The sequence below is a fragment of the Mesorhizobium subarcticum genome, from assembly GCF_055456085.1.
The window spans coordinates 1,710,884-1,733,659 of sequence record NZ_CM144237.1 but is presented as its reverse complement, the minus strand read 5'-3'; the positions used below and the strand labels follow the sequence as shown (position 1 = coordinate 1,733,659).

At 63.9% G+C, this 22,776-nt stretch carries 19 protein-coding genes; 11 read left to right on the top strand and 8 right to left on the bottom strand.

Annotation, left to right across the window (positions count from 1 at the left end):
- Nucleotides 1-2 precede the first annotated feature (2 nt).
- From ACZYHG_RS08375 to ACZYHG_RS08365, 3 genes are read left to right on the top strand one after another with little or no spacing between them, the layout of a single operon-like run.
- Nucleotides 3-1,091, top strand: a complete 1,089-nt coding sequence (locus ACZYHG_RS08375; RefSeq protein ID WP_464613381.1) for a branched-chain amino acid ABC transporter permease — start codon at nt 3-5, stop codon at nt 1,089-1,091.
- The gene (locus tag ACZYHG_RS08370) at nt 1,084-2,838 is read left to right on the top strand and encodes an FAD-dependent oxidoreductase (RefSeq protein WP_464613380.1); all 1,755 of its coding nucleotides are present in this window, start codon (nt 1,084-1,086) and stop codon (nt 2,836-2,838) included. The genes ACZYHG_RS08375 and ACZYHG_RS08370 overlap by 8 nt, the downstream gene beginning before the upstream one ends.
- A 5-nt stretch (nt 2,839-2,843) precedes the next feature.
- Nucleotides 2,844-3,722 carry an intradiol ring-cleavage dioxygenase gene (locus ACZYHG_RS08365; protein WP_464613379.1) on the top strand — a complete coding sequence of 293 codons (879 nt, stop codon included), beginning with the start codon at nt 2,844-2,846 and terminating at the stop codon, nt 3,720-3,722.
- A gap of 34 nt (nt 3,723-3,756) precedes the next feature.
- Here the strand turns inward: ACZYHG_RS08365 and ACZYHG_RS08360 are convergent, their stop codons facing one another.
- The 5 genes from ACZYHG_RS08360 to ACZYHG_RS08340 form a co-directional block, all read right to left on the bottom strand.
- The gene (locus ACZYHG_RS08360) at nt 3,757-5,823 is read right to left on the bottom strand and encodes a 3-hydroxyacyl-CoA dehydrogenase NAD-binding domain-containing protein (RefSeq protein ID WP_464613378.1); all 2,067 of its coding nucleotides are present in this window, start codon (nt 5,821-5,823) and stop codon (nt 3,757-3,759) included.
- Between the two features lie 170 nt (nt 5,824-5,993).
- The gene (locus ACZYHG_RS08355; RefSeq protein WP_464613377.1) at nt 5,994-6,941 is read right to left on the bottom strand and encodes an ABC transporter permease; all 948 of its coding nucleotides are present in this window, start codon (nt 6,939-6,941) and stop codon (nt 5,994-5,996) included.
- A gap of 3 nt (nt 6,942-6,944) precedes the next feature.
- Complete coding sequence (locus ACZYHG_RS08350) at nt 6,945-7,922, bottom strand: ABC transporter permease (RefSeq protein ID WP_464613376.1); 978 nt, start codon at nt 7,920-7,922, stop codon at nt 6,945-6,947.
- Between the two features lies 1 nt (nt 7,923).
- Entirely contained in the window at nt 7,924-9,393 is a 1,470-nt protein-coding gene (locus tag ACZYHG_RS08345) for a sugar ABC transporter ATP-binding protein (protein ID WP_464613375.1), read from the bottom strand.
- 49 nt (nt 9,394-9,442) lie between these two features.
- Complete coding sequence (locus ACZYHG_RS08340) at nt 9,443-10,456, bottom strand: ABC transporter substrate-binding protein (protein ID WP_027031843.1); 1,014 nt, start codon at nt 10,454-10,456, stop codon at nt 9,443-9,445.
- Nucleotides 10,457-10,665: 209 nt separating this feature from the next.
- Between ACZYHG_RS08340 and ACZYHG_RS08335 the strand changes: the two genes are divergently transcribed.
- From ACZYHG_RS08335 to ACZYHG_RS08300, 8 genes are all read left to right on the top strand, one after another.
- Nucleotides 10,666-13,083 carry a glucan 1,4-alpha-glucosidase gene (locus ACZYHG_RS08335; RefSeq protein ID WP_464613374.1) on the top strand — a complete coding sequence of 806 codons (2,418 nt, stop codon included), beginning with the start codon at nt 10,666-10,668 and terminating at the stop codon, nt 13,081-13,083.
- A 48-nt stretch (nt 13,084-13,131) separates the two neighbouring features.
- The gene (gene gnd, locus ACZYHG_RS08330) at nt 13,132-14,148 is read left to right on the top strand and encodes a phosphogluconate dehydrogenase (NAD(+)-dependent, decarboxylating) (RefSeq protein ID WP_027031845.1); all 1,017 of its coding nucleotides are present in this window, start codon (nt 13,132-13,134) and stop codon (nt 14,146-14,148) included.
- Between the two features lie 22 nt (nt 14,149-14,170).
- The gene (gene zwf, locus ACZYHG_RS08325; RefSeq protein WP_464613373.1) at nt 14,171-15,547 is read left to right on the top strand and encodes a glucose-6-phosphate dehydrogenase; all 1,377 of its coding nucleotides are present in this window, start codon (nt 14,171-14,173) and stop codon (nt 15,545-15,547) included.
- A gap of 14 nt (nt 15,548-15,561) precedes the next feature.
- Entirely contained in the window at nt 15,562-16,266 is a 705-nt protein-coding gene (locus ACZYHG_RS08320) for an ROK family protein (protein WP_464614645.1), read from the top strand.
- A 214-nt stretch (nt 16,267-16,480) separates the two neighbouring features.
- Nucleotides 16,481-16,939 (top strand): Ros/MucR family transcriptional regulator, encoded by a 459-nt coding sequence (locus ACZYHG_RS08315; RefSeq protein ID WP_027059458.1) that lies wholly within the window; start codon nt 16,481-16,483, stop codon nt 16,937-16,939.
- A gap of 123 nt (nt 16,940-17,062) precedes the next feature.
- Nucleotides 17,063-18,163 (top strand): aminotransferase class I/II-fold pyridoxal phosphate-dependent enzyme, encoded by a 1,101-nt coding sequence (locus ACZYHG_RS08310; RefSeq protein ID WP_464613372.1) that lies wholly within the window; start codon nt 17,063-17,065, stop codon nt 18,161-18,163.
- A 161-nt stretch (nt 18,164-18,324) separates the two neighbouring features.
- Nucleotides 18,325-19,563 (top strand): MFS transporter, encoded by a 1,239-nt coding sequence (locus ACZYHG_RS08305; protein ID WP_464613371.1) that lies wholly within the window; start codon nt 18,325-18,327, stop codon nt 19,561-19,563.
- A 39-nt stretch (nt 19,564-19,602) separates the two neighbouring features.
- Entirely contained in the window at nt 19,603-19,911 is a 309-nt protein-coding gene (locus ACZYHG_RS08300) for an NIPSNAP family protein (protein ID WP_464613370.1), read from the top strand.
- Nucleotides 19,912-19,933: 22 nt separating this feature from the next.
- On the opposite strand, the gene ACZYHG_RS08295 is transcribed toward ACZYHG_RS08300, so the two are convergent.
- Genes ACZYHG_RS08295 through ACZYHG_RS08285 form a run of 3 tightly spaced genes read right to left on the bottom strand, consistent with a single transcriptional unit; the run spans nt 19,934 to nt 22,766 of the window.
- Nucleotides 19,934-20,647, bottom strand: coding sequence for a glutamine amidotransferase (locus ACZYHG_RS08295; RefSeq protein ID WP_464613369.1), 714 nt, complete (start codon nt 20,645-20,647; stop codon nt 19,934-19,936).
- An 18-nt stretch (nt 20,648-20,665) separates the two neighbouring features.
- A complete protein-coding gene (locus ACZYHG_RS08290) occupies nt 20,666-21,145 on the bottom strand; it encodes a tellurite resistance TerB family protein (protein ID WP_464613368.1) in 480 nt (159 codons plus the stop codon).
- A 31-nt stretch (nt 21,146-21,176) separates the two neighbouring features.
- Nucleotides 21,177-22,766 (bottom strand): heme biosynthesis HemY N-terminal domain-containing protein, encoded by a 1,590-nt coding sequence (locus tag ACZYHG_RS08285; protein ID WP_464613367.1) that lies wholly within the window; start codon nt 22,764-22,766, stop codon nt 21,177-21,179.
- Between the last annotated feature and the right edge of the window lie 10 nt (nt 22,767-22,776).

Below are 22,776 nucleotides of genomic sequence, written 5' to 3'. Positions count from 1 at the left end.
GCATGACCGACACCACGCTGACACCCTGGAAAGTCGAAACGCAGACCAAAGCGTCAGCGATATCAGCCATCGTCGCCGCGCTGATCATCCTGCTCGCCTTTGCCGCACCGCTGTTCGCCTCGCGCAGCGTGCTGCAGGACCTGTTCTTCATCCTGACCATGCTGGTGCTGGCGCAGAACTGGAACCTGCTCGCCGGCTATGCCGGGCTGGTCTCGGTTGGACAGCAGGCCTTTGTCGGCTTCGGCGCCTACGCCATGTTCGCCCTTGTCATCCTCGCCGGGCTCGACCCACTGGTCGCCATCTTGCTGGCCGGCATCGCCAGCGCCTTGCTCGCCATCCCGACCGCCTTCTTCCTGTTTCGCTTGCAGGGTGCCTACTTCGCCATCGGCAGTTGGGTCATCGCCGAAGTGGTGCGGCTGGCGCTGGCGCAGTGGAAGATGCTGGGTGGCGGCACCGGCACATCGCTGCCGCGCGAAGCGACCCGCGACATGCCGGCGCTGAAGCTGGTCGGCGAAATGTTCGGCGTCAAATCGTCAGGCGCCGGCGACATCCTGACCTATTGGCTGGCGCTGCTGCTCGCCATTGCCACGATCGGCCTCGTCTACCGCCTGCTGCGTTCGAAGCAGGGGTTGGGGCTGGCCGCCGTGCGCGACAACCAGGAAGCGGCGCGCTCTGTCGGCGTCGATGCGCGCCGCATGAAGACGCTGGTCTATCTCTCAGCGGCCTTCGGCACCGGACTGGCCGGCGCGCTGATCTACGTGCAGAAGGCCCGCATCTCGCCCGACGCCGCCTTCTCCGTCGTCGACTGGACCGCCTATGTCATCTTCATCGTCGTCATCGGCGGCATCGGCACGATCGAGGGCCCGATCGTCGGCGTCATCGTCTTCTATCTTCTGCAAAACCTGCTCGCCGACTACGGCTCCTGGTATCTGCTGATCCTCGGACTGATCGGCATTATCATCATGCTGTTTGCGCCGCGCGGCCTGTGGGGCCTGTTCGCCGAGCGCACCGGCATCCAGCTTTTCCCGGTCCGCCGCCGGCTGACCGGTGGACCTGTACCATTGACCAAAAAGGGAGGGCCGCATGGCTGACATCACCACCGACGTGCTGACCATTGGAACCGGGCCGGCCGGGTCGGCGACCGCGGCGCTGCTTTCGACCTATGGCGTCGAGAACATGGTCATCAACCGCTATCGCTGGCTGGCCGCGACGCCGCGCGCCCACATCACCAACCAGCGCACCATGGAGGTGCTGCGCGACCTCGGCAGGGATGTCGAGGCGGAAGCCTACATGCACGCCACCGAGCAGGATTTGATGGGCGAGAACGTGTTCTGCACCTCGCTTGCCGGCGAGGAGATCGGCCGCATGCGCAGCTGGGGCAAGCATCCGCTCAGCCGTGCTGAGCATCTCTTATCCTCGCCATCGCACATGAACGATTTGCCACAGACCTTCATGGAACCGTTGCTGTTCAAGACCGCCTGTTCGCGCGGCACGCAATCGCGCATGTCGATGGAGTACCTTTCCCACGTCCAGGATGCCGATGGCGTCACCACGACCTGCCGCGACCGGCTGACCGGCAAGGACATCACCATCCGCTCAAAGTATCTGGTCGGTGCCGATGGCGGCAATTCGCTGGTCGCCGAACATGCCGGCCTGCCTTTCGAAGGCAAGATGGGCGTCGGCGGCTCGATGAACATCCTGTTCAAGGCCGACCTTTCGAAATACGTCGCCCACCGTCCCTCGGTGCTCTACTGGGTGGTGCAGCCGGGCGCCGATGTCGGCGGCATCGGCATGGGCCTGGTGCGCATGATCAGGCCATGGAACGAATGGCTGATCGTCTGGGGCTATGACATCAACCAGCCGGCGCCCAAGGTCGACGACGCCTTCGCCAGGAAGGTCGCGCGTGACCTGGTCGGCGATCCCGAACTGGAGATCGAGATCCAGTCGGTGTCGACCTGGACCGTCAACAACATGTACGCCACGCAGACCTCCAAGGGCCGCGTCTTCTGCATGGGTGACGCCATCCATCGCCACCCGCCATCGAACGGCTTGGGCTCCAACACCTCGATCCAGGACGGTTTCAATCTCGCCTGGAAGCTCGCTTATGTCATCAAGGGCAAGGCCGGCCCAAAACTGCTCGACAGCTATTCGCAGGAACGCGCGCCGGTGGCCAAGCAGATCGTCTCTCGCGCCAACAAGTCGATCGAGGAGTTCGGCCCGATCTTCAAGGCGCTTGGCCTGCTCGATTCCATCGACCCGGTGAAGATGCAGTCGAACATGGATGCGCGCTGCGACGACACGCCGGCGGCCGAGGCGCAGCGCGCGAAAATCCGCGAGACCATCGCCTCAAAAGTCTATGAATTCGACGCGCACGGCGTCGAGATGAACCAACGCTACAAATCGAATGCCATCGTCACCGACGGCCAGAAGGAACCGGCTTTCGCCAAGGACGCCGAGCTACACTATCAGCCGACATCCTGGCCCGGCGCACGAGTGCCGCATGTCTGGGTACATTCGGATCGGGGCGACAAGGTTTCCACGTTGGACCTGACTGGTCACGGCAAGTTCACCGTACTGACCGGCATTGGCGGCCAGGTTTGGCTGGACGCTGCGAAGGCGGTTGGCAAGGAACTGGGCATCGACATATCAGGCCATCTCATCGGCCCGCGCCAGCCCTGGCAGGATTTTTCCGGCGACTGGGCGCGCGCCCGCGAAATCCGCGACAGCGGCGTTCTGCTGGTGCGGCCCGACCAGCATGTCGGCTGGCGCAAGGACGCGATCAGCGGCAATCCCGCGGCGGATCTGCGCAAAGCCCTGACGTCAATCCTGGACAGGTGAGAGACATGGAAGCGCACGAAAAAGGCTTCTTCACCGAGGCGAACTCTGTCGAGGTCGTCACCGGCCGCAACAAGAATGCCAGGGATGACCGGCTGAAGGCGGTGATGGAGATCATCACCCGCAAACTGCATGAGGCGGTCAAGGAGATCGAGCCAACGCAGGACGAATGGTTCGAGGCCATTCTGTTCCTGACTAGGACCGGCCAACTCTCCACCGAATGGCGGCAGGAATTCATTCTGTTGTCCGATGTGCTCGGCGTTTCGATGCTGGTCGACGCCATCAACAACCGCAAGCCGTCGGGCGCTTCGGAATCGACGGTGCTCGGTCCCTTCCATCTCGCCGACGCGCCGGAACTGCCGATGGGCGCCAACATCTGCCTCGACCAGAAGGGCGAGGACATGTTCATCCATGGCCGCATCCTCGACACCGAGGGACAGCCGATCGCAGGTGCAGTGCTCGACGTCTGGCAGGCCAACGATGAAGGTTTCTACGATGTCCAGCAGAAGGGCATCCAGCCCGATTTCAACCTGCGCGGCGTCTTCCGCACCGGCGCCGACGGCCGCTACTGGTTCCGCGCGGTAAAGCCGAAATTCTATCCGATCCCGGATGACGGCACGGTGGGCAAACTACTTCATGCGCTCGGCCGCCACCCCTACCGCCCGGCGCATCTGCACTACATCCTCAAGGCTGACGGCTTCGAGACGCTGACCACCCACATCTTCGATCCCGACGATCCCTACATCAATTCGGACGCGGTGTTCGGCGTGAAGGAGAGCCTGCTCGCCAAATTCAAGCGGATCGAGGATCCGGCACGCGCCAAGGGCCTCGAATTCGCCGGCCCGTTCTGGGAGGTTGAGCACGATTTCGTGCTGGCGAGGGACTAGGGATAGGCGAATTCTTGCCGCTGGGATAGTGTGGTCAAGCAGTCGCGTCGGTCTCCCACGAGCCGGTCTCTGCCATCCGCTTCAGCAACGGCGCAGGCTTGAAGACATCCTTGCCGGTCTGCTGATGCCAGTGATCGAGCCGGTCGATAATCCTGGCCGCCCCTTCAAGGCCAGCCCAGAACATCGGACCGCCCTTGCCGATCGGGAAACCGTAACCGTTGACCCAGACCACATCGATATCGGACGCGCGGGCCGCGATCTTCTCTTCCAGTATTTTCGCGCCCTCGTTGACCAGTGGATAAAGCGTGCGCTCGATGATTTCCTCGGCCCCGATCTCCCTCGGTTTGATGCCCTTCTCCGCAGCCTTTTCGCGGATCAGCGTCTCGACCTCGGGATCAGGGACACCCGCGCGCGCACCGGCCTCGTAGAGATAGAACCCCCGGCCGGTCTTCTGGCCGAAGCGCCCCTGTTCGCACAAAGTGTCGGCGATGACGGCCGTCAGGCCGCGCGCCTTGCGGTTGCGCCAGCCAATGTCGAGGCCGGCGAGATCACCCATCTGGAACGGCCCCATCGGCCAACCGAAATCGGTGAAGGCCTTGTCGATCTGGCTGGGTGTCGCGCCCTCCAGCAGTAGCGCCTCGGATTCCGAACCCCGTGCGGCCAGCATGCGGTTGCCGACGAAGCCGTGGCAGACACCGACGACGACAGCCACCTTGCCGATCCTGCGCGCCATATCGACCACGGTCGCCAGCGCATCGGGCGCGGTCTTGTCGGCGCGCACGATCTCCAGCAGCTTCATGACATTGGCCGGCGAGAAGAAATGCAGGCCGAGCAAGTCCTGCGGCCGCGAGATCGAAGCAGCGATTTCATTGATGTCGAGATAGGAGGTGTTGGTGGCAAGGATAGCGCCGGGCTTCGCTATCGTGTCGAGCTTGCCAAAGACGTCCTTCTTGACCGCCATGTCCTCGAAGACCGCCTCGACGATCAGGTCGCAATCGGCGAGATCGGCATAGTCGGTAGAACCTTTGAACTGGGCGAGGCGCTGACGCTTGGCGTCTTCGCTCAACGAGCCACGCGAGACCGAAACAGCATAGTTCTTCTCGATCGTTCCCAGCCCGCGATCCAAGGCCTCCTGGCTGGTTTCCAGCAAGGTGACGGGATAGCCGCCATTGGCGAAGGCCATGGCGATGCCGCCGCCCATCGTGCCGGCACCAATGACGCCGACGCGGCCAATCCTGCGCTTTACGATGTCCTTGCCCGCAATCTTAGCCGCCTCACGTTCGGCGAAGAACAGATGGCGCTGTGCCCGTGACTGGTCACTGGCGACCAGTTTCACAAACAGTGCACGCTCCGCCGCAAGCGCTTCGTCGAAGGGCAGCGTGACGGCGTTGCGTACCGCCTGCGCGCAAGCGATCGGCGCTTCGAGACCACGCGCTTTTTTCGCCAGGTCCGCCGCCTCGGCGTCGAAAGCCGCGAGGTCGGTTTCCCCGTCATTGCGATCACGCACCGGCGTGTAAGGACCACCCTTGCGCGCGATTTCCCGGGCGAAGTTCACGGCATGCGTGGCCAGATCGCCTTCAAAGACGGCATCGACGAGACCCGTGGCATGCGCTTCGGTAGCACCGATCGGTGTGCCCGAAACGATCATCTTCAGCGCCTTCACCGCGCCGACCAGGCGTGGCAGCCGCACCGTGCCGCCGCCGCCCGGCAGCAGGCCGAGCCTCACCTCCGGCAGACCGAGCTTGGCGCCGGCATCGGCAACGCGAAAATGGCAACCGAGCGCCAGTTCCAGGCCACCACCAAGCGCTGTGCCGCGAATGGCGGCGACCGTCGGCTTGATGATGGTCTCGAGCGTCACGATCAGGGCGCGCAGATCCGGCTGCTGTACCGGTTTGCCGAATTCCGTAATGTCGGCGCCGGCAACGAAGGTCCGGCCAGCGCAAGCGATGACGATGGCCGCAACCGAAGCATCGTCGCGCAGCGAGACCAGCGCCTGCATCAGCGGCTCGCGGACATGAAAACTCAGCGCATTGACCGGCGGGTTGTCGATGGTGACGAGGGCGATATCGCCGTCGCGGCTGATCTTCACGAAGTTGGACAAGTAAACCTCCGGCATTGGCAAGCGGCAATGGCCGCGCGAACGGGATTTACAGCGCTTGCACGCGGATGGGAACCGGATGCCTACCTGGCACAATGATTAGCTCTGGCGGGCGGCCTCCGCCGCCAGCGTCTCCGGCATCGTTATGCTGGCGCACGCAATTTGGGGCCGGCTCACCGCACCGCCTTCTCGCCGCCCGCTGCCGTAATCACGCCCACGATAATCAGCCCGGTCAGCAGCAGCCGCACGCCGGCACTGACCCCAAACGTGTTGAGCATGGTCAAAAGCAGCACCAGGAACAGTGCCGCGCCCCAGACACCGGGCACATTGGCCTTGCCGCCGGCAACCGACGTGCCGCCGATGACGACGACGGCGATCGAGGCCAGCAGATATTCATTGCCGATATCGACATTGGCGCCGCGGAAATAGCCGGCGAGCAGGGCTCCGTCGATGCCGCCAAGCGCGCCGGACAGCGTGTAGGTGAGGAAGCGGATGCGGCCGACATTGACGCCGGCGAGCCACGCGGCGCGGATGTTCTGGCCGATCGCCAGCACCGAGCGGCCATAGATCATGCGCTGCAGCGCGATGGCCGCACCGATGGTGAACAGCACTGTGAGGATCGCCAGCACCGGAATGCCCAGGATTTGCCAGTTGGCGAAATCGGCGAAGCCCGGCGGCGGCTTGATCTGCAGCCCGCGCCCATAGCTGATGTCGATCGACTGGATGATGAAACTCGCCGACAGAGTGGCGATGATCGGCGGAATGCGCAGCGCCCAGATCAGCAGGTAGTTGACGGCACCGATCGCGGCACCGCAGGAGAGCGCCGCCAGCAGCCCGACGATGATCATGGAATCGCTGCCACCCATCACCTTCATGGCCACAGCGCTGGCAAGCCCGATATTGGCCGGCAGCGACAAATCGACATTGCCTGGCCCGAGCGTGATGACGAACATCTGACCGACGCCGACAATGACGGTGAACACGGCGAGCGACAGCGCTGCCGTGACCATGCCGCCGGCGCCATAGCCGCCGGTGAAGATGATCGTCGCCAGCCACACGACAAGCGCGCCGATGAACGACCAGACCCAGGGTTTGCCAGCCAGCGATTTCACCAGAACCATCGCTCACCTCTCCCTGCGGCTGATCAGCACCCGCGCCGCCAACACGATGATCAGGATGGCGCCGTTGGCGGCCACCTGCCAGTCGGGCGGGATGTGCATGAAGGTGAGCAGCGGCGAGGCTGCCAGCGCCAGTGTCAGCGCGCCGATCACCGCACCGATCGGCGACACCCGGCCGCCGACGAATTCGCCGCCGCCGAGGATGACGCCGGCGATCGCCAGCAGCGTGTAGCCATTGCCGATATTGGCATCGGCCGAGGTGGTGATGCCGATCAGCACCATGCCCGACAGCACACCGAACAGTCCGGCCAGCGCAAACAGCACGATCTTGGTCTTCAGCAGTGACCAGCCGGCACGCTTGAGCGCCGCCGGATTGCCGCCTGAGCCACGCAGGATGACCCCATAAGAGGTGCGCATCAGGCCGAAATGAACGATGAGCCCGATCAGCAGCGCCGCGATGATCGGGAACGGCACGAAGGGCGGCTTGAACGACATGATCGCCAGCAGCCAGTCCGGCGCCTTGCCGCCCGGCTTGGGCAAAACGAGAATGGCCAGCCCCTGCCAGACGAAGCTCATGCCGAGCGTCACCACGATCGACGGCAGATTGCGCAGATGGATCAACGCGCCGAGCACCGCATAGATGCCGATCGACCCGAGCAGGATGGCAACGCCGATCAGCGGCGCATCCCTCAGCCAGGTCGCGGTGACGCAGCCGACGAAACCGACAAAGGTGCCGATCGACAAATCGAGCTCATTGCCTGCGATGACGAACATCTGCGCGATCGTCGCCAGCGCGATCGGGATCGCCAGGTTCAGCATCAGGCTAAAGCCGAAATAGCTGATGGCGCGCGGATTGAGCCAGGCGATGGCGATCAGCACAATCGCCAGCGAAAGCGCCGGCAACAGGCCGCGCAGCAGGCGCGCACGGGACAGCGCGCCACGCTCGGAAGAACTTTTGCTGGTGTCGACGCTTGCCACCGTCATCTCAGGCCGCATCGCCGAAGGACGACTGGATGATCTTCTCTTCGGTCAATTCGTCGCGGCGCAGATTGGCGACGATGCGGCCGTTCTTGAAGACATAGATGTGGTTGCAATTGTCGAGCTCTTCGGTTTCCGTGGTGTACCAGAGGAAGGTGCGGCCATTGCGAGCCTCCTCGCGCACGAGGTCGTAGACTTCGAGCTTGGTGCCGATGTCGACGCCGCGCATCGGATCGTCCATCAGCACGATTTCAGCGTCCGAGCCAAGCGCACGGGCAAACAGCGCCTTCTGCTGGTTGCCGCCCGACAGCGAGAAGATGTTGTTGTTCATGTCAGGCGTGCGGATGCCGATCTTCTTCTGCCAGAACGCAGCGAGTTCTGCCTCGCGTTGCGGCGAGATCAGCAGTCCGTTGCGCAACCGCGCCAGCGAGCGGATGCCGATGTTTTCGGCGATCGACCATTGCGGGAAGATGCCGTCCGACTGGCGGTCGCCGGCGACCAGCGCCACTGGTGCGGTCACCTCGATGCCGGCCTTGGCGCGCGATGCGGCGGTGAAAATGGCCAGCAGCAGGTCCGTCTGGCCATGCCCGGCCAGCCCTGCCAGGCCGATGATCTCGCCGGCATGGGCGACAAGTTCGGAACCATCCTTCTGCACAGCGGGTCGTGCGCGAACGCGCAACGGGCTGGCTGCCGGCTTGGTGGCGGCAATTTCGGCCGCGATCTTCTGGCGTGCTTCCGCTCCGCCCATTGCCGCCACCAGGCGGTCTCGGTCGAAGGCATTTGCGGCGTCCGTGACAACCACCTTGCCGTCGCGCATCACCACGATGCGGTCGGCATTCCTCAGCACCTCGCCCAGCACGTGCGAGATCAGGATGCAGCTTTTGCCGCTGGCCACGAAACGACGCACGAAAGCCAGCAACTGGCCTGATGTATGCGCGTCGAGCGACGATGTCGGCTCGTCGAGGATGACGAGGTCGAGCCGGTCCTGCGTCACCGTGAAGGCGCGCGCCACCTCGACCATCTGGCGCCGCCCGATCGAGAGATCACCGACAATGTCCAAGGCCGAGATGCCGTGATCCGGGAAGATCTCATCGAGCTTGGCCGTGATCAGCGCTGCCGCCTTGCGCCGCCAGCCGTAGCCGGTGAGCGAGGCATGGTTGATACGCGTGTTCTCGGCGATGCTGAGGTTGGGACACAGTGACAGTTCCTGGAACACGCAGCGTATGCCGAGCTTTTGCGCACGCGACACCGAGTAGTTGTCCTCGACGCCGCCATGCACGCCGATCATGCCGCTGTCGGGCGTGAGTGTTCCCGCCACCATATGCATCAGCGTCGATTTGCCGGCGCCATTGTGGCCGACCAGGCCGACGCATTCGCCCGGCCCGACATGGAAATCCACCCCGCCAAGCGCGCGAACGGCGCCGAAATGTTTTTCGGCGCCGTTCAGTCTGATGATGTCAGCGTTCCCTTCAGGCATACTCAACGATATCCGCGCGATGGTACGAAGGACAACGCCGCCGTGTCGCTCACTTGATGTTGGCTTTGATGGCCGCGAGGGCGTCTTCCTGCGTGTATTCGTGGGTGGCGACGCCGCCTTCCTTGATCTTCGGCAGGGCTGCCTCGAAATCATCCTGGGTGAAGGCCAGATACGGCACCAGCAGATCGTGCGGGATGTCCTTGCGGCCATCGAGCACCTGTTGCGCCACCCAGAAAGCGAGCGACGACACGCCGGGCGCGATCGAAGCCGACCACGTCTTGTAGCCGTCCTTGTCCTTCTGCTCCTTCCACCACTTCAGCTCGTCCTGGCGGTTGCCCATGATGATGGTCGGGCGCGGCTTGCCGGCGGCGGCGAAGGCTTGCGCTGCGCCATAACCGTCACCGCCCTGGTCTACGATGCCGACGACATCGGGCAGCGAGGGCAGGATGGTGGCGACAGCCTTCTGCGCCGTCGTCTGGTCCCAGTCGCCGGTCACCGAGCCGACGATCTTGAATTCGGGATGGGCAGCGACGCCCTCCAGAATGCCGGCATGGATGGCATCGTCGATCGAGGTACCGGCGAGGCCACGGATTTCGAGCAGATTGCCGCCCTTCGGTTGGAACTTGGCCATCTGCTCGACTTCCTGCTTGCCCATATCCTTGAAGTCGACGACGACGCGGTAGGCGCAGGGCTCGGTGACGGTGCCGTCGAAGGAGACGACGGTGATGCCGGCATCGCAGGCCTGCTTGATGGCGCCGTTGAGCGCATCGGGCGAAGCGGCGTTGATGACGATGGCGTCATAGCCCTGCAGGATCAGGTTCTGCACCTGGGCTGCCTGCGTCGGCACTTCTTTGTCGGCGGTGGTGAAGATGTCGGCGGCGCCGACGATCTTGTCGTCGACCGCCTTCTTGGTGACGATACCATAGCTGTCGAGCATCGCCTGGCGCCACGAATTGCCGGCGTAATTGTTGGAGAATGCGATCTTCTTGCCGCTGGTGTCGGCAAATGCCGTGCCCGATGCGAGCATCGCGGCAAGGGTACCCAATACGAACAGTTTCTTCATATCATACTCCTCCCAAGAGTTGCTGGTCATGCTGATTGGTGGATGGTGTTGCGGCTCGCGCTCCTGTTTTTTATCTATTGTCAGACAAATGCAGATGGGCCGCAAACTGTCAACTGCAATCAGCGAAGGCATGCCGATCAACTTGCGGTGCAATGATTGAAATGGCTTCGCTGGATGGGTAAGGCATGCACGCAGGAGGCCAAACAAACATGGCAGTGACGCCGATCGTTCCCCCGGGCGCCCCGGGAATTCCGGCGCGCTGGACGTCGAGCGCCAAGAGTGGCGTCGGCACTTCGCTTTCACCAGCTGGCCAGATCTGGTTCACGATCAGCCACGGCATTCTCAACGAAATCTACTATCCGCGCGTCGACAGCGCCTGCACGCGCGACCTCGGCCTGATCGTCACCGGCCCCGACGGCTATTTCTCGGAAGAGAAACGCGATGCCCAGCACGCGATCGAACCGTTCGAGGCCGGCGTACCCGCCTACAGCTTGGTCAACACCGCCGCCGATGGGACCTACCGTATCGAAAAACGCATCCTTGCCGACCCGGCGCGGCCCGCGCTGCTGCAGGAAATCACTTTCACGGCGCTTAAAGGTGCGGCCAAAGACTACCGCGTCTACGCGCTTCTGGCGCCGCATCTGGTCAATGCCGGCATGGGCAACACCGGCTGGGTCGGCGCCCATAGGGGAAAGCCCGTACTGTTTGCCTCGGGGCGTGGCTCTTGCCTGGCGCTGGCTTCGTCGCTGCCCTGGCGGGACTGTTCAGCCGGCTATGCCGGCTTCTCCGATGGCTGGCAGCAACTCAATCATACCGGCAAGCTTGATACAGCCTGCCAGCGCGCCGAGGACGGCAATGTCGCGCTGACCGGCGAGATCGGTTTTTCGGCGACCAAGACAAAAGCGGTGCTGGCGCTGGGTTTTGGCGCAACACCAGAGGAAGCGGCCGAAAATGCCTTCGCCAGCCTGAAGCGGGGTTTTGAGCCGGCAGCGAAAGCCTACGTCAAGAACTGGCGCAAATGGCAGGCCGGCCTGCTGCCTTTGGACCGGCACGCGGCGTCCGGGATCAACGGCTACCGCGTCTCGACGGCGGTTCTGGCGACGCACCGGTCCATCGCCATGCCGGGCGCGGCGGTCGCCAGCCTGTCGATCCCCTGGGGCTTCAACAAGGGCGACGACGACCTTGGCGGTTATCATCTGGTCTGGCCGCGTGATCTGGTCGAAACGGCGGGCGGCTTCCTCGCCGCCGGCGATGCCGCCTCGGCGCTGCAGATTCTCGAATATCTGCGCTCCATCCAGCAGCCGGACGGACACTGGCCGCAGAATGCCTGGCTCGACGGATCGGCCTATTGGCCCGGCATCCAGATGGATGAATGCGCCTTTCCGCTGCTGCTGGCCGATGCCTTGCATCGCGCCGGCCATCTGCCGCGCGCCAAGCTGGCGTCCTTCCTGCAGATGATCAAGACCGCGGCCTCCTATGTCGTGCGCGACGGACCCGTCACCGGCGAGGACCGTTGGGAAGAAGATGCCGGCTTCAGCCCGTTCACGCTAGCCGTCGAGATCGCGGCACTGCTAGCCGCCGCCGATCTGTTGGACGCCTGCGGCAAACCGGACGACGCCATCTATCTGCGCGAGACTGCGGACGGCTGGAACGACCAGGTCGAGCGTTGGACCTATGTCACCGGCACTGCAATCTGCGAGGCGTCAGGCGTCGAGGGCTATTATGTCCGCATCGCGCCGCCCGACAGCGCCGAGGCCGGCTCGCCGAAGGACGGCTTTGTCCCCATCAAGAACCGGCCGCCCGGCGACACCGACCAACCCGCCGGGGAAATCGTCAGCCCGGACGCGCTGGCGCTGGTCCGCTTCGGCCTCAGGGCAGCGGATGATCCGCGCATCGTCAATACCGTCAAGGTCATCGACGGCCGGCTGCGCTGCGAATTGCCGCAGGGAACGCTCTGGTACCGCTACAATGGCGATGGCTATGGCGAGCACCAGGACGGCTCGCCGTTCGACGGCACCGGCCAGGGCCGGCCCTGGCCGCTGATGGCCGGCGAACGCGCCCATTACGAACTGGCGGCGGGGCGCAAGGACAAGGCGGCCACCCTGCTCAAGGCGCTGGAGGGCTCCGCCGAGCCCGGCGGCCTGTTGCCGGAGCAGGTCTGGGACGGCGCCGACTTGCCGGAACGCGAATTGCTGCTTGGTCGCCCCTCGGGCAGCGCCATGCCGCTGGTCTGGGCACACTCGGAGCATATCAAGCTGCTGCGCTCGCTGCGCGACGGCGCTGTCTTCGACATGCCGCCGCAAGGCGTCAAGCGCTACATCGAGAACAAGACCGTGTCGCCGTTCAGGGCATGGCGGTTCAACAACAAGATCCGCTTGCTGCCGGAAGGCAAGACGCTGCGCGTCGAGCTGCTGGCGCCGGCGATTGTTCGCTGGAGCGCGGATAGCTGGGCGACCGCCATCAACGCCCAGACAGAAGAGAACGCTTTCGGCATCCATCTTGCCGATCTGCCGACCGCCAGCCTCCGCAAGGGAAGCACGCTGATCTTCACTTTTTTCTGGCTCGCAACCGGCGATTGGGAGAATGTCGACTTCACCGTCATATCAGGCGATCAGGACAGCCAGTAAATCCTTCCTCGATAAACCAGCAAATCTCCAGGAAACAGGGACGAAACCATGCAGATCGGAATGATGGGACTGGGCCGGATGGGCGCCAACATGGTCCGCCGCCTGATGCGCGACGGCCATGAATGCGTCGTCTACGACATCAACCCCGCCAGCGTCGCCGCCTTGGTGACCGACGGTGCACTGGGGGCGGCATCCCTGACGGAATTCGTCGGCAAGCTCGCCAAGCCGCGCTGTGTCTGGCTGATGCTGCCGGCGGCGATCACCGGCAAGATTGCCGACCAGGTCGCGGCCCTGATGGAACCAGGCGACATCATCATCGATGGCGGCAATTCCTACTATCACGACGCCGTTGATCAGGCCGCGGAGCTCGCGGCCAAGGGCCTGCACTATGTCGATGTCGGCACCAGCGGCGGTGTCTGGGGCCTGGAGCGCGGCTACTGCCTGATGATCGGGGGCCCCGACGAGGCGGTCAAACATCTCGACCCGATTTTCGCGACGCTGGCGCCCGGCGCCGATGCCGGAGCACCCACCCCCGACAAGGCCGCCGGCACGGCGCCCTTCGGCTACCTGCATTGCGGACCAAGCGGCGCCGGCCACTTCGTCAAGATGGTGCATAACGGCATCGAATACGGCGTCATGGCCGCCTATGCCGAAGGCATGAACATCCTGAAATCGGCCAATGCCGGCAAGCGGCAACGCACGGCCGACGCCGAGACCAGCCCGCTGGAAAACCCGCAATATTACCAGTTCGACGTCGACCTTCCCCAGGTGGCCGAGGTCTGGCGGCATGGCAGCGTCATCGGCTCCTGGTTGCTCGATCTCACCGCCGGCGCGCTGAAGAGCGACCCGGGCCTGGCGAATTTCGGCGGCCGGGTCTCGGATTCCGGCGAAGGCCGCTGGACGCTGAAGGCGGCGATCGACACCGGCGTGCCCGCGCCGGTGCTGTCCTCGGCGCTGTTCGACCGCTTCTCCTCGCAAGGCGAATCCGAATTCGCCGACAAGCTCCTGTCCGCCATGCGCTATGCCTTTGGCGGCCATGTCGAGAAGCCGAAGGATGGCAAGTGAAGGCGACAGGGGAGACGCACGCATGAGCCAGGAACGGTCCGACACGCTGGTGCTCTTCGGAGCCACCGGCGACCTCGCCCACAAGAAGATATTTCCGGCCCTCTACCAGATGGTCGCCAAGGGCACGCTCACCGAGCCGGTGATCGGCGTCGCCTTCGAGGCCTGGGAGCTGAAGCAGTTGCAGGATCGCGCCCGCGACGGCATCGTCAACGCGCTGGGCGCTATCGACGAGACGGTCTTCGCCAAGCTGGCCTCGCTGATGCGCTATGTCAGCGGTGACTATCGCGATGGGGCCACCTTCGAGAAACTGAAAACCGCGCTCGGCAGCGCACAGCGGCCGCTGCACTACATGGCGGTGCCGCCGACCATGTTCGAGACGGTCGTGCAAGGGCTGGAGCAATCGGGCACGGCGCATGGCGCGCGGCTGATGGTGGAAAAGCCTTTCGGCCACGATCTGCAGTCGGCACGCTGGCTGAACCGGGTGCTGCATCTGGTGTTCGACGAACAGTCGATCTTCCGCATCGACCACTATCTCGGCAAGGAAGCGATCCAGAACCTGCTCTATTTCCGCTTCGCCAATTCCTTCCTCGAGCCGATCTGGAACCGCAACTACGTCGAGAGTGTGCAGATCACCATGGCCGAGGATTTTGGCGTCGAGGGCCGCGGTAAATTCTATGACGATGTCGGCGCCATCCGGGACGTCATCGAAAACCATCTGCTCAATATCCTGCTGCTTCTGGCCATGGAGCCGCCGGTCGGCCGCTCGGCCGACGACCTGATCGACGAGAAGGTGCAGGTGCTCCGCGCCATCCGCACCTTGACCAAGGATGATGTGGTGCGCGGCCAGTTCACCGGCTATCTCGCGGAACCGGGTGTGAGGCCGAACTCGCCGGTCGAGACATTCGCGGCGGTGCGCTTCTTCGTCGACACCTGGCGCTGGCAGGACGTCCCGTTCTTCATCCGTGCCGGCAAGAACATGCCCGTGCATGTCACAGAGGTGGTGGTGCGGCTGAAGCGGCCGCCGCTCGATGTCTTCGATCCGATCAAGCCCGCCGACCAGAATTACGTGCGCTTCCGCATCGACCCGCAAGTGATGATCGCCATCGGCGCACAGCGCAAGGCGCCCGGCGACGACATGGTCGGCGAGCAGGTCGAACTCACCGCGCTCGACGACTCAAAGAGCGACATGCCGCCTTACGAAAGGCTGATCGGCGACGCCATGAACGGCAATGGCCAGCTCTTCACCCGCCAGGACGCGGCTGAACTTGCGTGGCGCATCGTCGGCCCGGTGCTCGGCGACACCACGCCGCCGCATCTCTACGAGCCAAAAACGTGGGGACCGGCGGACGCCATGGCCGGCTTCGGGCCGCCCAATGGCTGGATCGATCCGGTGGCATGAGCGGAGGGGAAGTGATGGCCAAGGCGGTAAAGCAAACAGAATCGGACGCCGGGAAGATCGTGCTTTCGATCGATATTGGCGGCTCGCATGTCAAGATCCTGACCAGCGCCGGCGGCACCGAGCGCCGGGCCGACTCGGGCCCGGACCTGACGCCGCAGCAGATGATCGATACGGTGAAGAAGCTCGCCGAAGGCCTGCCCTATGACATCATCTCGATGGGCTATCCCGGCCCGGTACGTCACGACAAGCCGGTGCTCGATCCCATGAATCTCGGCAAGGGTTGGGCCGGCTTCGATTTCGCCGCGCAGTTCGGCAAGCCGGTCAAGGTGGTCAACGACGCGCTGATGCAAGCCATCGGCAGCTACGAAGGCGGGCGCATGCTGTTCCTGGGCCTTGGGACGGGTCTGGGTGCAGCGATGATCGCCGACCATGTCTGCCTGCCTATGGAGCTCGCCCACCTTCCCTACAAGAAGACCAGGAGTTTCGAGGACTATGTCGGCGAGCGCGGCCTGGAAAGGCGCGGCAAGAAGAAGTGGCGCGAATCCGTCTTTGACGTCGTCAACCGGCTGCGCGCCGCCCTGCAGCCAGACTATGTCGTCATTGGCGGCGGCAATGTCGACAAGCTCGACGAATTGCCCGTCGACTCCAGGCGCGGTGACAACACACGCGCCTTCGAAGGCGGATTTCGTCTGTGGCGAGACAAGGCGTTGATCGTCTGATAGTATTACAGTTTAGTATAGTTGTTCAAAATAACGTGTGACGATGGCTTAAATCGTTGCGTTATGCAGATTTGCCGACTAGGAATTTTGCCGTACTGCCTGGCGTGCTCCACGCGATACGCTTAGGGACGCTTCAGAATTTTTTGACTTTACGCTTGGTCCTTTCGAAAACGACCCCGATTTTCGAGGCCATGCGCCATAGACGGAGGAAACATTGACCGACGACAGCAACGACGCTCGCATCGATCTTCTCGAGCTGACCGCCCACATCGTATCCGCTTACGTCGAGAAGAACCGCCTGCCCGTCTCCGGTCTGGCCGACCTCATCGCCAGCGTCGCCACCTCGATCGAAGGGCTCGGCAAGCCGACTGTGCCGGTGGCAGCACCCCTGGTTCCCGCGGTCAACCCGAAGAAGTCGGTGACGCCGGATTTCATCATCTGCCTCGAGGACGGCAAGAAGTTCAAATCGCTGAAGCGCCATCTCGGCGTGCATTTCAACCTGACGCCGGACGCCTACCGCGCCAAATGGGGTTTGCCGGCGGACTACCCGATGGTTGCCCCCAACTATGCCGCGTCGCGCTCGCTGCTGGCGAAGTCGATCGGCCTCGGCCGCAAGGCCGTCGAGGTGGTGCCCGTCAAGGCCAAGGGCCGGAAGGCCAAGGTTTCGGCCTGAACAATTCAGTTCTGAGCCACAGTTAGGATAACTGGAACAGAAGCCTGCCGGCGAATTCGCCTTGGCAGGCTTCGTGCTTTTGTGGCTTGGATGAACTGGGCAGGTTCTTTCGAGGGGGAAGCCATGAACTACACCAGGATGGTGATCGAGAAAGAGGCGCCGGAGGAATACGGCTACGACCGCATCCGCTACAATCTCTCCGAAAGCTCGATCGCCGACCAGAAACTCTCCGACATCGGCCTGTCGCTGCCTGATCTGACGCTCTTCTACGGCGAGCATCGCGGCGACAAGGACTTGCGCGCGCTGATCGCGGCTCAGGATGCCGGCGTTTCGCCTGACGATGTGCTGGTCACCGCTGGCGCCGCCGGCGCGCTGTTCATCATCTCGACGTCGCTTCTGTCGGCCAGCGACCATCTCGTCGTCATCAGGCCTAACTACGCCACCAACATCGAAACGCCAAGGGCGATCGGCTGCGCCATCAGCTTTGTCGACCTCGCCTTCGAGGACGGCTTTGCCATCGATGTCGAGGCCGTCAAGGCGGCGATCCGGCCGAACACGAAACTGATCAGCGTCACCTGCCCGCACAACCCGACCGGCACGATGATGGACCGGGCTGATCTCGACGCGCTGGTGACGCTTGCCGAGGCCAGCAACTGCCATTTGCTGGTCGACGAGACCTATCGCGATCTTTCCTATGGCAGGCGCCTGCCGTCGGCGGCCTCGCTCAGCCCTAAGGCAATCAGCGTCTCGTCACTATCAAAAGCCTTCGGCATTCCCGGAATCCGCATCGGCTGGCTGATCACCAGGGATGCCGCCCTGCAGGACACATTCCTGGCCGCCAAGGAGCAGATCGGCATCTGCGGCAGCGTCATCGACGAAGGCATCGCGCGCGGCATGCTCGAGCGCCGGGACGCCTTCCTGGGAACGCTGCTGCCCGAGATGGCCAAGCGCCGCGACATCGTCCAGGCCTGGATTGACCGCGAGCCGCTGGTCGACTGGATCAGGCCGCAAGGCGGTGTCGTTGGCTTCCCGCGCCTCAATGTCGAGCCCGGTTTCGACCTCGACCGCTTCTATGGAAACCTGCTGGAGAATCACGGCACCTATGTCGGGCCCGGCCACTGGTTCGAAATGGAAAAACGCTTCTTCCGCGTCGGTTTTGGCTGGCCGGCGGAAGCCGAATTGAGAGGTGGCCTCGACGCCATTTCCGCGGCGCTGCGGCAGTAACTTCCTTGTGCGATCGACGGAACAGGCTGAAAATCCCTTGATCCAGGCCAGATTTTAACGCACATCCCGCTGCGAACTTTGTTAGACTTTCCATTGGTCGGACCAGCGCCCATTCGGGAAGTGCCCCGCCGATCAATGCCATCGCAGCGGGGCCTCTCTCCATGACACCAGGACAAACCTCACCGGAACAGCGCTATGCTGCCTTCCGGCACAAGGCCTTCCTCAGCTACTGGACGGCGCGCTTCCTCACCACCTTCGCCACCATGATCGTCTCCGTCGCCGTCGGCTGGCAGATCTATGATCTGACGCGCGATCCCTTCGACCTCGGCATTGTCGGCATCGTCCAGTTCCTGCCATCCCTGCTCTTGGTGCTGGTCACCGGCGTCGTGGCCGACCGCTTCGGCCGCCGCCTGATCATGGCGCTGGCAACCGTGGTCGAGGCAGCCTGTGCGCTCGTTCTCCTCTATTTCACGCTGCGCGGCCTCGTCAGTCCGCTGCCGATCTTCGTCGTTCTGGCCCTGTTCGGCATGGCGCGTGCCTTTTACGGACCGGCCTCGTCGTCGCTGTTCGCCAATCTGGTGCCGCCGGAGGATTTCGGCAACGCGATTGCGTGGAACTCGTCGGCCTGGCAGACGGCGACGATCATCGGCCCGGTCGCAGGCGGCCTGCTCTATGGCGTCTCGCCCGAAGCTGCCTACGCCGTCGCCTCCGTGCTGATGCTGGTGGCCGGCCTGCTGATCTTCACCATTCCCAAGCCCGTACAGCAGACCGCTACCGACAAGCCGACGATGGAGACGCTGTTTGCCGGCTTCCGCTACATCTGGAGCGAGAAGATCGTGCTAGGCGCCATCTCGCTCGACCTTTTCGCCGTGCTCCTGTCCGGCGCCTCGGCGCTGCTTCCGGTCTATGCGCGAGACATCCTGCAGCTCGGCCCCTGGGGCCTCGGCCTGCTGCGCTCGGCGCCCGGCATCGGCGCCATCTGCGTCGCGGTGTGGCTCGCCGGGCACCCGCTTCGCGACAATGCCGGCAAGATCATGCTCGGCTTCGTCGCGGCATTCGGCGCCTGCACCGTGCTGTTCGGCCTGTCGACCATCACCTGGCTGTCGATCGTCGCCCTTGCCTTCCTCGGCGCCACCGACATGTTCAGCGTCTACATCAGGGAGACGCTGATCCAGTTGTGGACCCCGGACGAGGTGCGCGGCCGCGTCAACGCCGTCAACCAGGTCTTCGTCGGCGCTTCCAATGAAGTCGGTGAGTTCCGCGCCGGCACTATGGCGGCGCTGATCGGCACCGTGCCAGCCGTGGTGATCGGCGGCGTCGGCGCCATCGCGGTTGCTGGCCTGTGGGCCTATCTGTTCCCGCAATTGCGCAAGGTGCGCCACCTCAACGGGCGCAACTGACGCTCCGCATGATCCATCACACTGTCACAGGGAGCTCCCATGATCACCTGTTATCTGAAATATGTCATTGACCCTTACAAGCTTGCCGAGTTTGAAGAGTATGGCCGCCGCTGGATTGGTCTGGTCAATCGCCTCGGCGGAAACCATCATGGCTATTTCCTTCCGAGCGAAGGAGCCAACAATATCGCCTATGCCATGTTCAGCTTTCCGAGCCTTGCCGACTACGAGGACTATCGCAAGCGGATGGCGGCCGACCCGGAATGCCAGGAAGTGTATGAAACGGAAAAGCGCAATCGCAGCATTCTCAGCTATGAGCGCAGCTTCATGAGGCCGGTGCTCGAACCCTAGAGAGTTGCCGGAAGAGAGGGGGCTACCGCGCCGGTCTGCCAAAGATCATGCGCAGGAACTCGTCGAGCCAGCGCTTGAGGTGCATGTCCCAGATCAGCCGGCCGCCGAGATGATCGCGGCCGGGCTGTGCGCCCGGCAACTCGAAGCGATGCGCGCCGCGCACCACCCAGCGATGCATCATCACCCTTGTCAGTTCGCCATGGAACTGGATGCCCCAGGCATTGTCGCCATAGCGGAAGGCCTGGTTGGGATAGGTATCGGCCGTGGCCAGAAGTGTGGCGTCCTTCGGCAGTGAGAAGCCTTCGCGATGGAACTGGTAGACCATGTCGGGCCAGTGCATCAGTTTCTTGCCGGCTTCGGTCGCCTTCAGCGGATACCAGCCGATCTCGACCAGACCTTCGCCGTGACCCTCGACCTTGCCGCCGAGATGATTGACCAGCATCTGCGCGCCGAGGCAGATGCCAAGGCATGGCCGGTTCTCCCGCAGCGGAATGTCCAGCCAGTTGGTCTCGCGGCGGACGAACTCGTCCTCGTCATTGGCGCTCATCGGGCCGCCGAACACAACCGTACCGGCGTGGCCGTCCAGCGTCTCCGGCAAAGCATCGCCCAGCGGCGGGCGGCGGATGTCGAGTTCAAAGCCCTCTTCGATGAGCATGTGGCCGACGCGTCCGGGGCTCGAATTCTCCTGATGCAGCACGATCAGGATCTTTGGCTTCGAACTCGTTCTGCGTGGCATCGTTGCGCGAGATCCCGCCTATTCGTCGCTCGAAATTCCGCGCGCACCCGGGGCTTGCGCCGCCGCCTTGCGGCGCGCCTCGACCCGGTCGTGGCGCTCGACGCCGATCAGCTCGGCGACGCGCCACACTGTGTTGTCCTCGAGCTCGTGCAGCTCGCCATCGGCATAGACGATCTCCCACATCAGGCCGATGAAGGCCTTGCGCCCGTCCGCGTCGAGGTGCCGCTTGAGCACGCTGGTGAAGGCATAGAGGTCGATCGCCTCATTGTCGGCCCGCTCGCCGGCGGCGGCCAGCGCTTCGAGTTCGGCACCGCTGATCGAATAGCTTTCGGCCAGCACCGCCTTGAACCGCTCCCACTCGACATCCTGGCGCACGCCGTCGGCATTCATCACATGGTAGAGCAGTGCCGACGCCGCGACGCGCGGATCGTCCGTGCTGGCATGCGCGCTGGCGCCAGCTGGCAAATCCCTGAGAAACGACAGAACGCGTTCGAACATCAATCCATTCCTAAACGGCGCAATGGCCAAATCAAAACAGCCGGAACCGGCGCGGCGACTTTTCCGCTTCCTCGTCCGGATCGACGCCCGGATCATCCGGCAGGCGCGTCAGTTCTTCCGCCGGCTCGACCGCCTCGGCATCGGCCGGTATGGCGGCAAAGGCCGCAGCCGTGACCGGCGTGACGTGGTCTTCGTGGCTCTCGGCTCGCTTGCCCTCGCTGCCCGGGGCGGAATGATCAATCACATCGATCGGCTTTTCCGGCCTGGCCGGCGCTTCGATAGCCGCAACGGCCGCTTCCGGCGCGTCCTCGCGGCTGTCGATCAACTGGCCAAGCCGCTCCATCGGCGCCCGCCATTCGAAAGCGTCGAGCCGTCCGGTGACCGGCGATACCGGCGCCCAACGCTCCGACGCGACGCCGTCGGCAACCCAGGCCGGATCGCGCGGCGCCCGCACCGCCTTGGACAGCAGCTGCCGCACCTTGCCCTGGTCGCCGGTCTCGGCTTCCTCGATATCGGCCAGCAGCAGATAGGCACCTTCGCGGCGGTCCATCCGGATCGCCGCCTCGGCCTCACGTCGCGCGGTTGAAAAATCCTGGGCGTCGAGCGCGGCACGCGCCACCGTCATCGACGATTCGGCGTGGTTCTTCTTCATCTCCTGCAGCTTCTTCGCCCGGTTGAGCCGGTCGAGCACGGCGTCACCCGGACGGGCATGCGTATAGAGCTCCGCGATCTCGGGATGCGGCTCGGCCTTCCAGGCGGCTTCGAGGATCTTCGAGCCCTTGCGCACGTCGTTCTGTTTGAACAGTGCGGCAGCCGCGGCAACGGCGGCCGGCGCAAAGTCCGGTTGCAGCTTGTTGGCCTCGATCGCCGCTGTCCTGGCAGCCGTGGGATCGCTGTCGGCCAGCGATTGCGCCTTGGCGGTCAGCAGTACGGCGCGGCGGCGGTTGGCGGCATCGCGTTCGATCTGCCGGGTCGACTTCTGCGCATCGACCAGCTTCAGTGCGCCGTCCCAGTCGCCGCGAGCGGCCAGTTCCTCCAGCGTCGATTCGGCCGCCCAGGCCAGCTGCGGCGCCACGGCGGCGGCGCGGCCGGCATAGTGCCGGGCCGCGTTGCGGTCACCGAGCCGTTCGGCTTCGAGGTACAGACCACGCAGGCCAAGCAGCCGCATTTCGGGATCGTCGAGCATGCTTTCGAACTTCTGGCGCGCACCTTCGTGGTCGCCTTCGAGCAGCGATGCCTGCGCCTCCAGCAGATGGATCAGCGGCTCCTGGTCGGAACGGATCAGCTTGGCTGCTTCCTTGGTCTTCTTGCGCGCCAGCGCGCCATCGCCGGCGCCGGCGGCGATCATGCCCGTCGACAGCGCCTGATAGCCACGGTCGCGGCGCCGTACGCGGAAATAGCGCGAGATGGTGTAGGGGCTGTTCCACAGCGACTTGACCAGCCACCACAGGATCATCACCCCGGCAACCACGGCAACGACGGCCACCGCCGCGACCATCAGGCTGACCTGGTACTGGTAGCCGTTGAAGGTAACGACCATGTCGCCCGGCCGATCAGCCAGCCAAGCAAAGCCCAGCCCGAGCGCGAAGACGACGATGAGGAAGACGAGCAGGCGGATCATCGTGTTGCCC

Coding starts and splice junctions, on each gene's coding strand:
- ACZYHG_RS08375 (WP_464613381.1), top strand. CDS start 3: ATGACCGACACCACGCTGACACCCTGGAAAGTCGAAACGCAGACCAAA.
- ACZYHG_RS08370 (WP_464613380.1), top strand. CDS start 1,084: ATGGCTGACATCACCACCGACGTGCTGACCATTGGAACCGGGCCGGCC.
- ACZYHG_RS08365 (WP_464613379.1), top strand. CDS start 2,844: ATGGAAGCGCACGAAAAAGGCTTCTTCACCGAGGCGAACTCTGTCGAG.
- ACZYHG_RS08355 (WP_464613377.1), bottom strand. CDS start 6,941: ATGGTTCTGGTGAAATCGCTGGCTGGCAAACCCTGGGTCTGGTCGTTC.
- ACZYHG_RS08350 (WP_464613376.1), bottom strand. CDS start 7,922: ATGACGGTGGCAAGCGTCGACACCAGCAAAAGTTCTTCCGAGCGTGGC.
- ACZYHG_RS08345 (WP_464613375.1), bottom strand. CDS start 9,393: ATGCCTGAAGGGAACGCTGACATCATCAGACTGAACGGCGCCGAAAAA.
- ACZYHG_RS08340 (WP_027031843.1), bottom strand. CDS start 10,456: ATGAAGAAACTGTTCGTATTGGGTACCCTTGCCGCGATGCTCGCATCG.
- ACZYHG_RS08335 (WP_464613374.1), top strand. CDS start 10,666: ATGGCAGTGACGCCGATCGTTCCCCCGGGCGCCCCGGGAATTCCGGCG.
- gnd (WP_027031845.1), top strand. CDS start 13,132: ATGCAGATCGGAATGATGGGACTGGGCCGGATGGGCGCCAACATGGTC.
- zwf (WP_464613373.1), top strand. CDS start 14,171: ATGAGCCAGGAACGGTCCGACACGCTGGTGCTCTTCGGAGCCACCGGC.
- ACZYHG_RS08320 (WP_464614645.1), top strand. CDS start 15,562: ATGGCCAAGGCGGTAAAGCAAACAGAATCGGACGCCGGGAAGATCGTG.
- ACZYHG_RS08310 (WP_464613372.1), top strand. CDS start 17,063: ATGAACTACACCAGGATGGTGATCGAGAAAGAGGCGCCGGAGGAATAC.
- ACZYHG_RS08305 (WP_464613371.1), top strand. CDS start 18,325: ATGACACCAGGACAAACCTCACCGGAACAGCGCTATGCTGCCTTCCGG.
- ACZYHG_RS08300 (WP_464613370.1), top strand. CDS start 19,603: ATGATCACCTGTTATCTGAAATATGTCATTGACCCTTACAAGCTTGCC.
- ACZYHG_RS08295 (WP_464613369.1), bottom strand. CDS start 20,647: ATGCCACGCAGAACGAGTTCGAAGCCAAAGATCCTGATCGTGCTGCAT.
- ACZYHG_RS08290 (WP_464613368.1), bottom strand. CDS start 21,145: ATGTTCGAACGCGTTCTGTCGTTTCTCAGGGATTTGCCAGCTGGCGCC.
- ACZYHG_RS08285 (WP_464613367.1), bottom strand. CDS start 22,766: ATGATCCGCCTGCTCGTCTTCCTCATCGTCGTCTTCGCGCTCGGGCTG.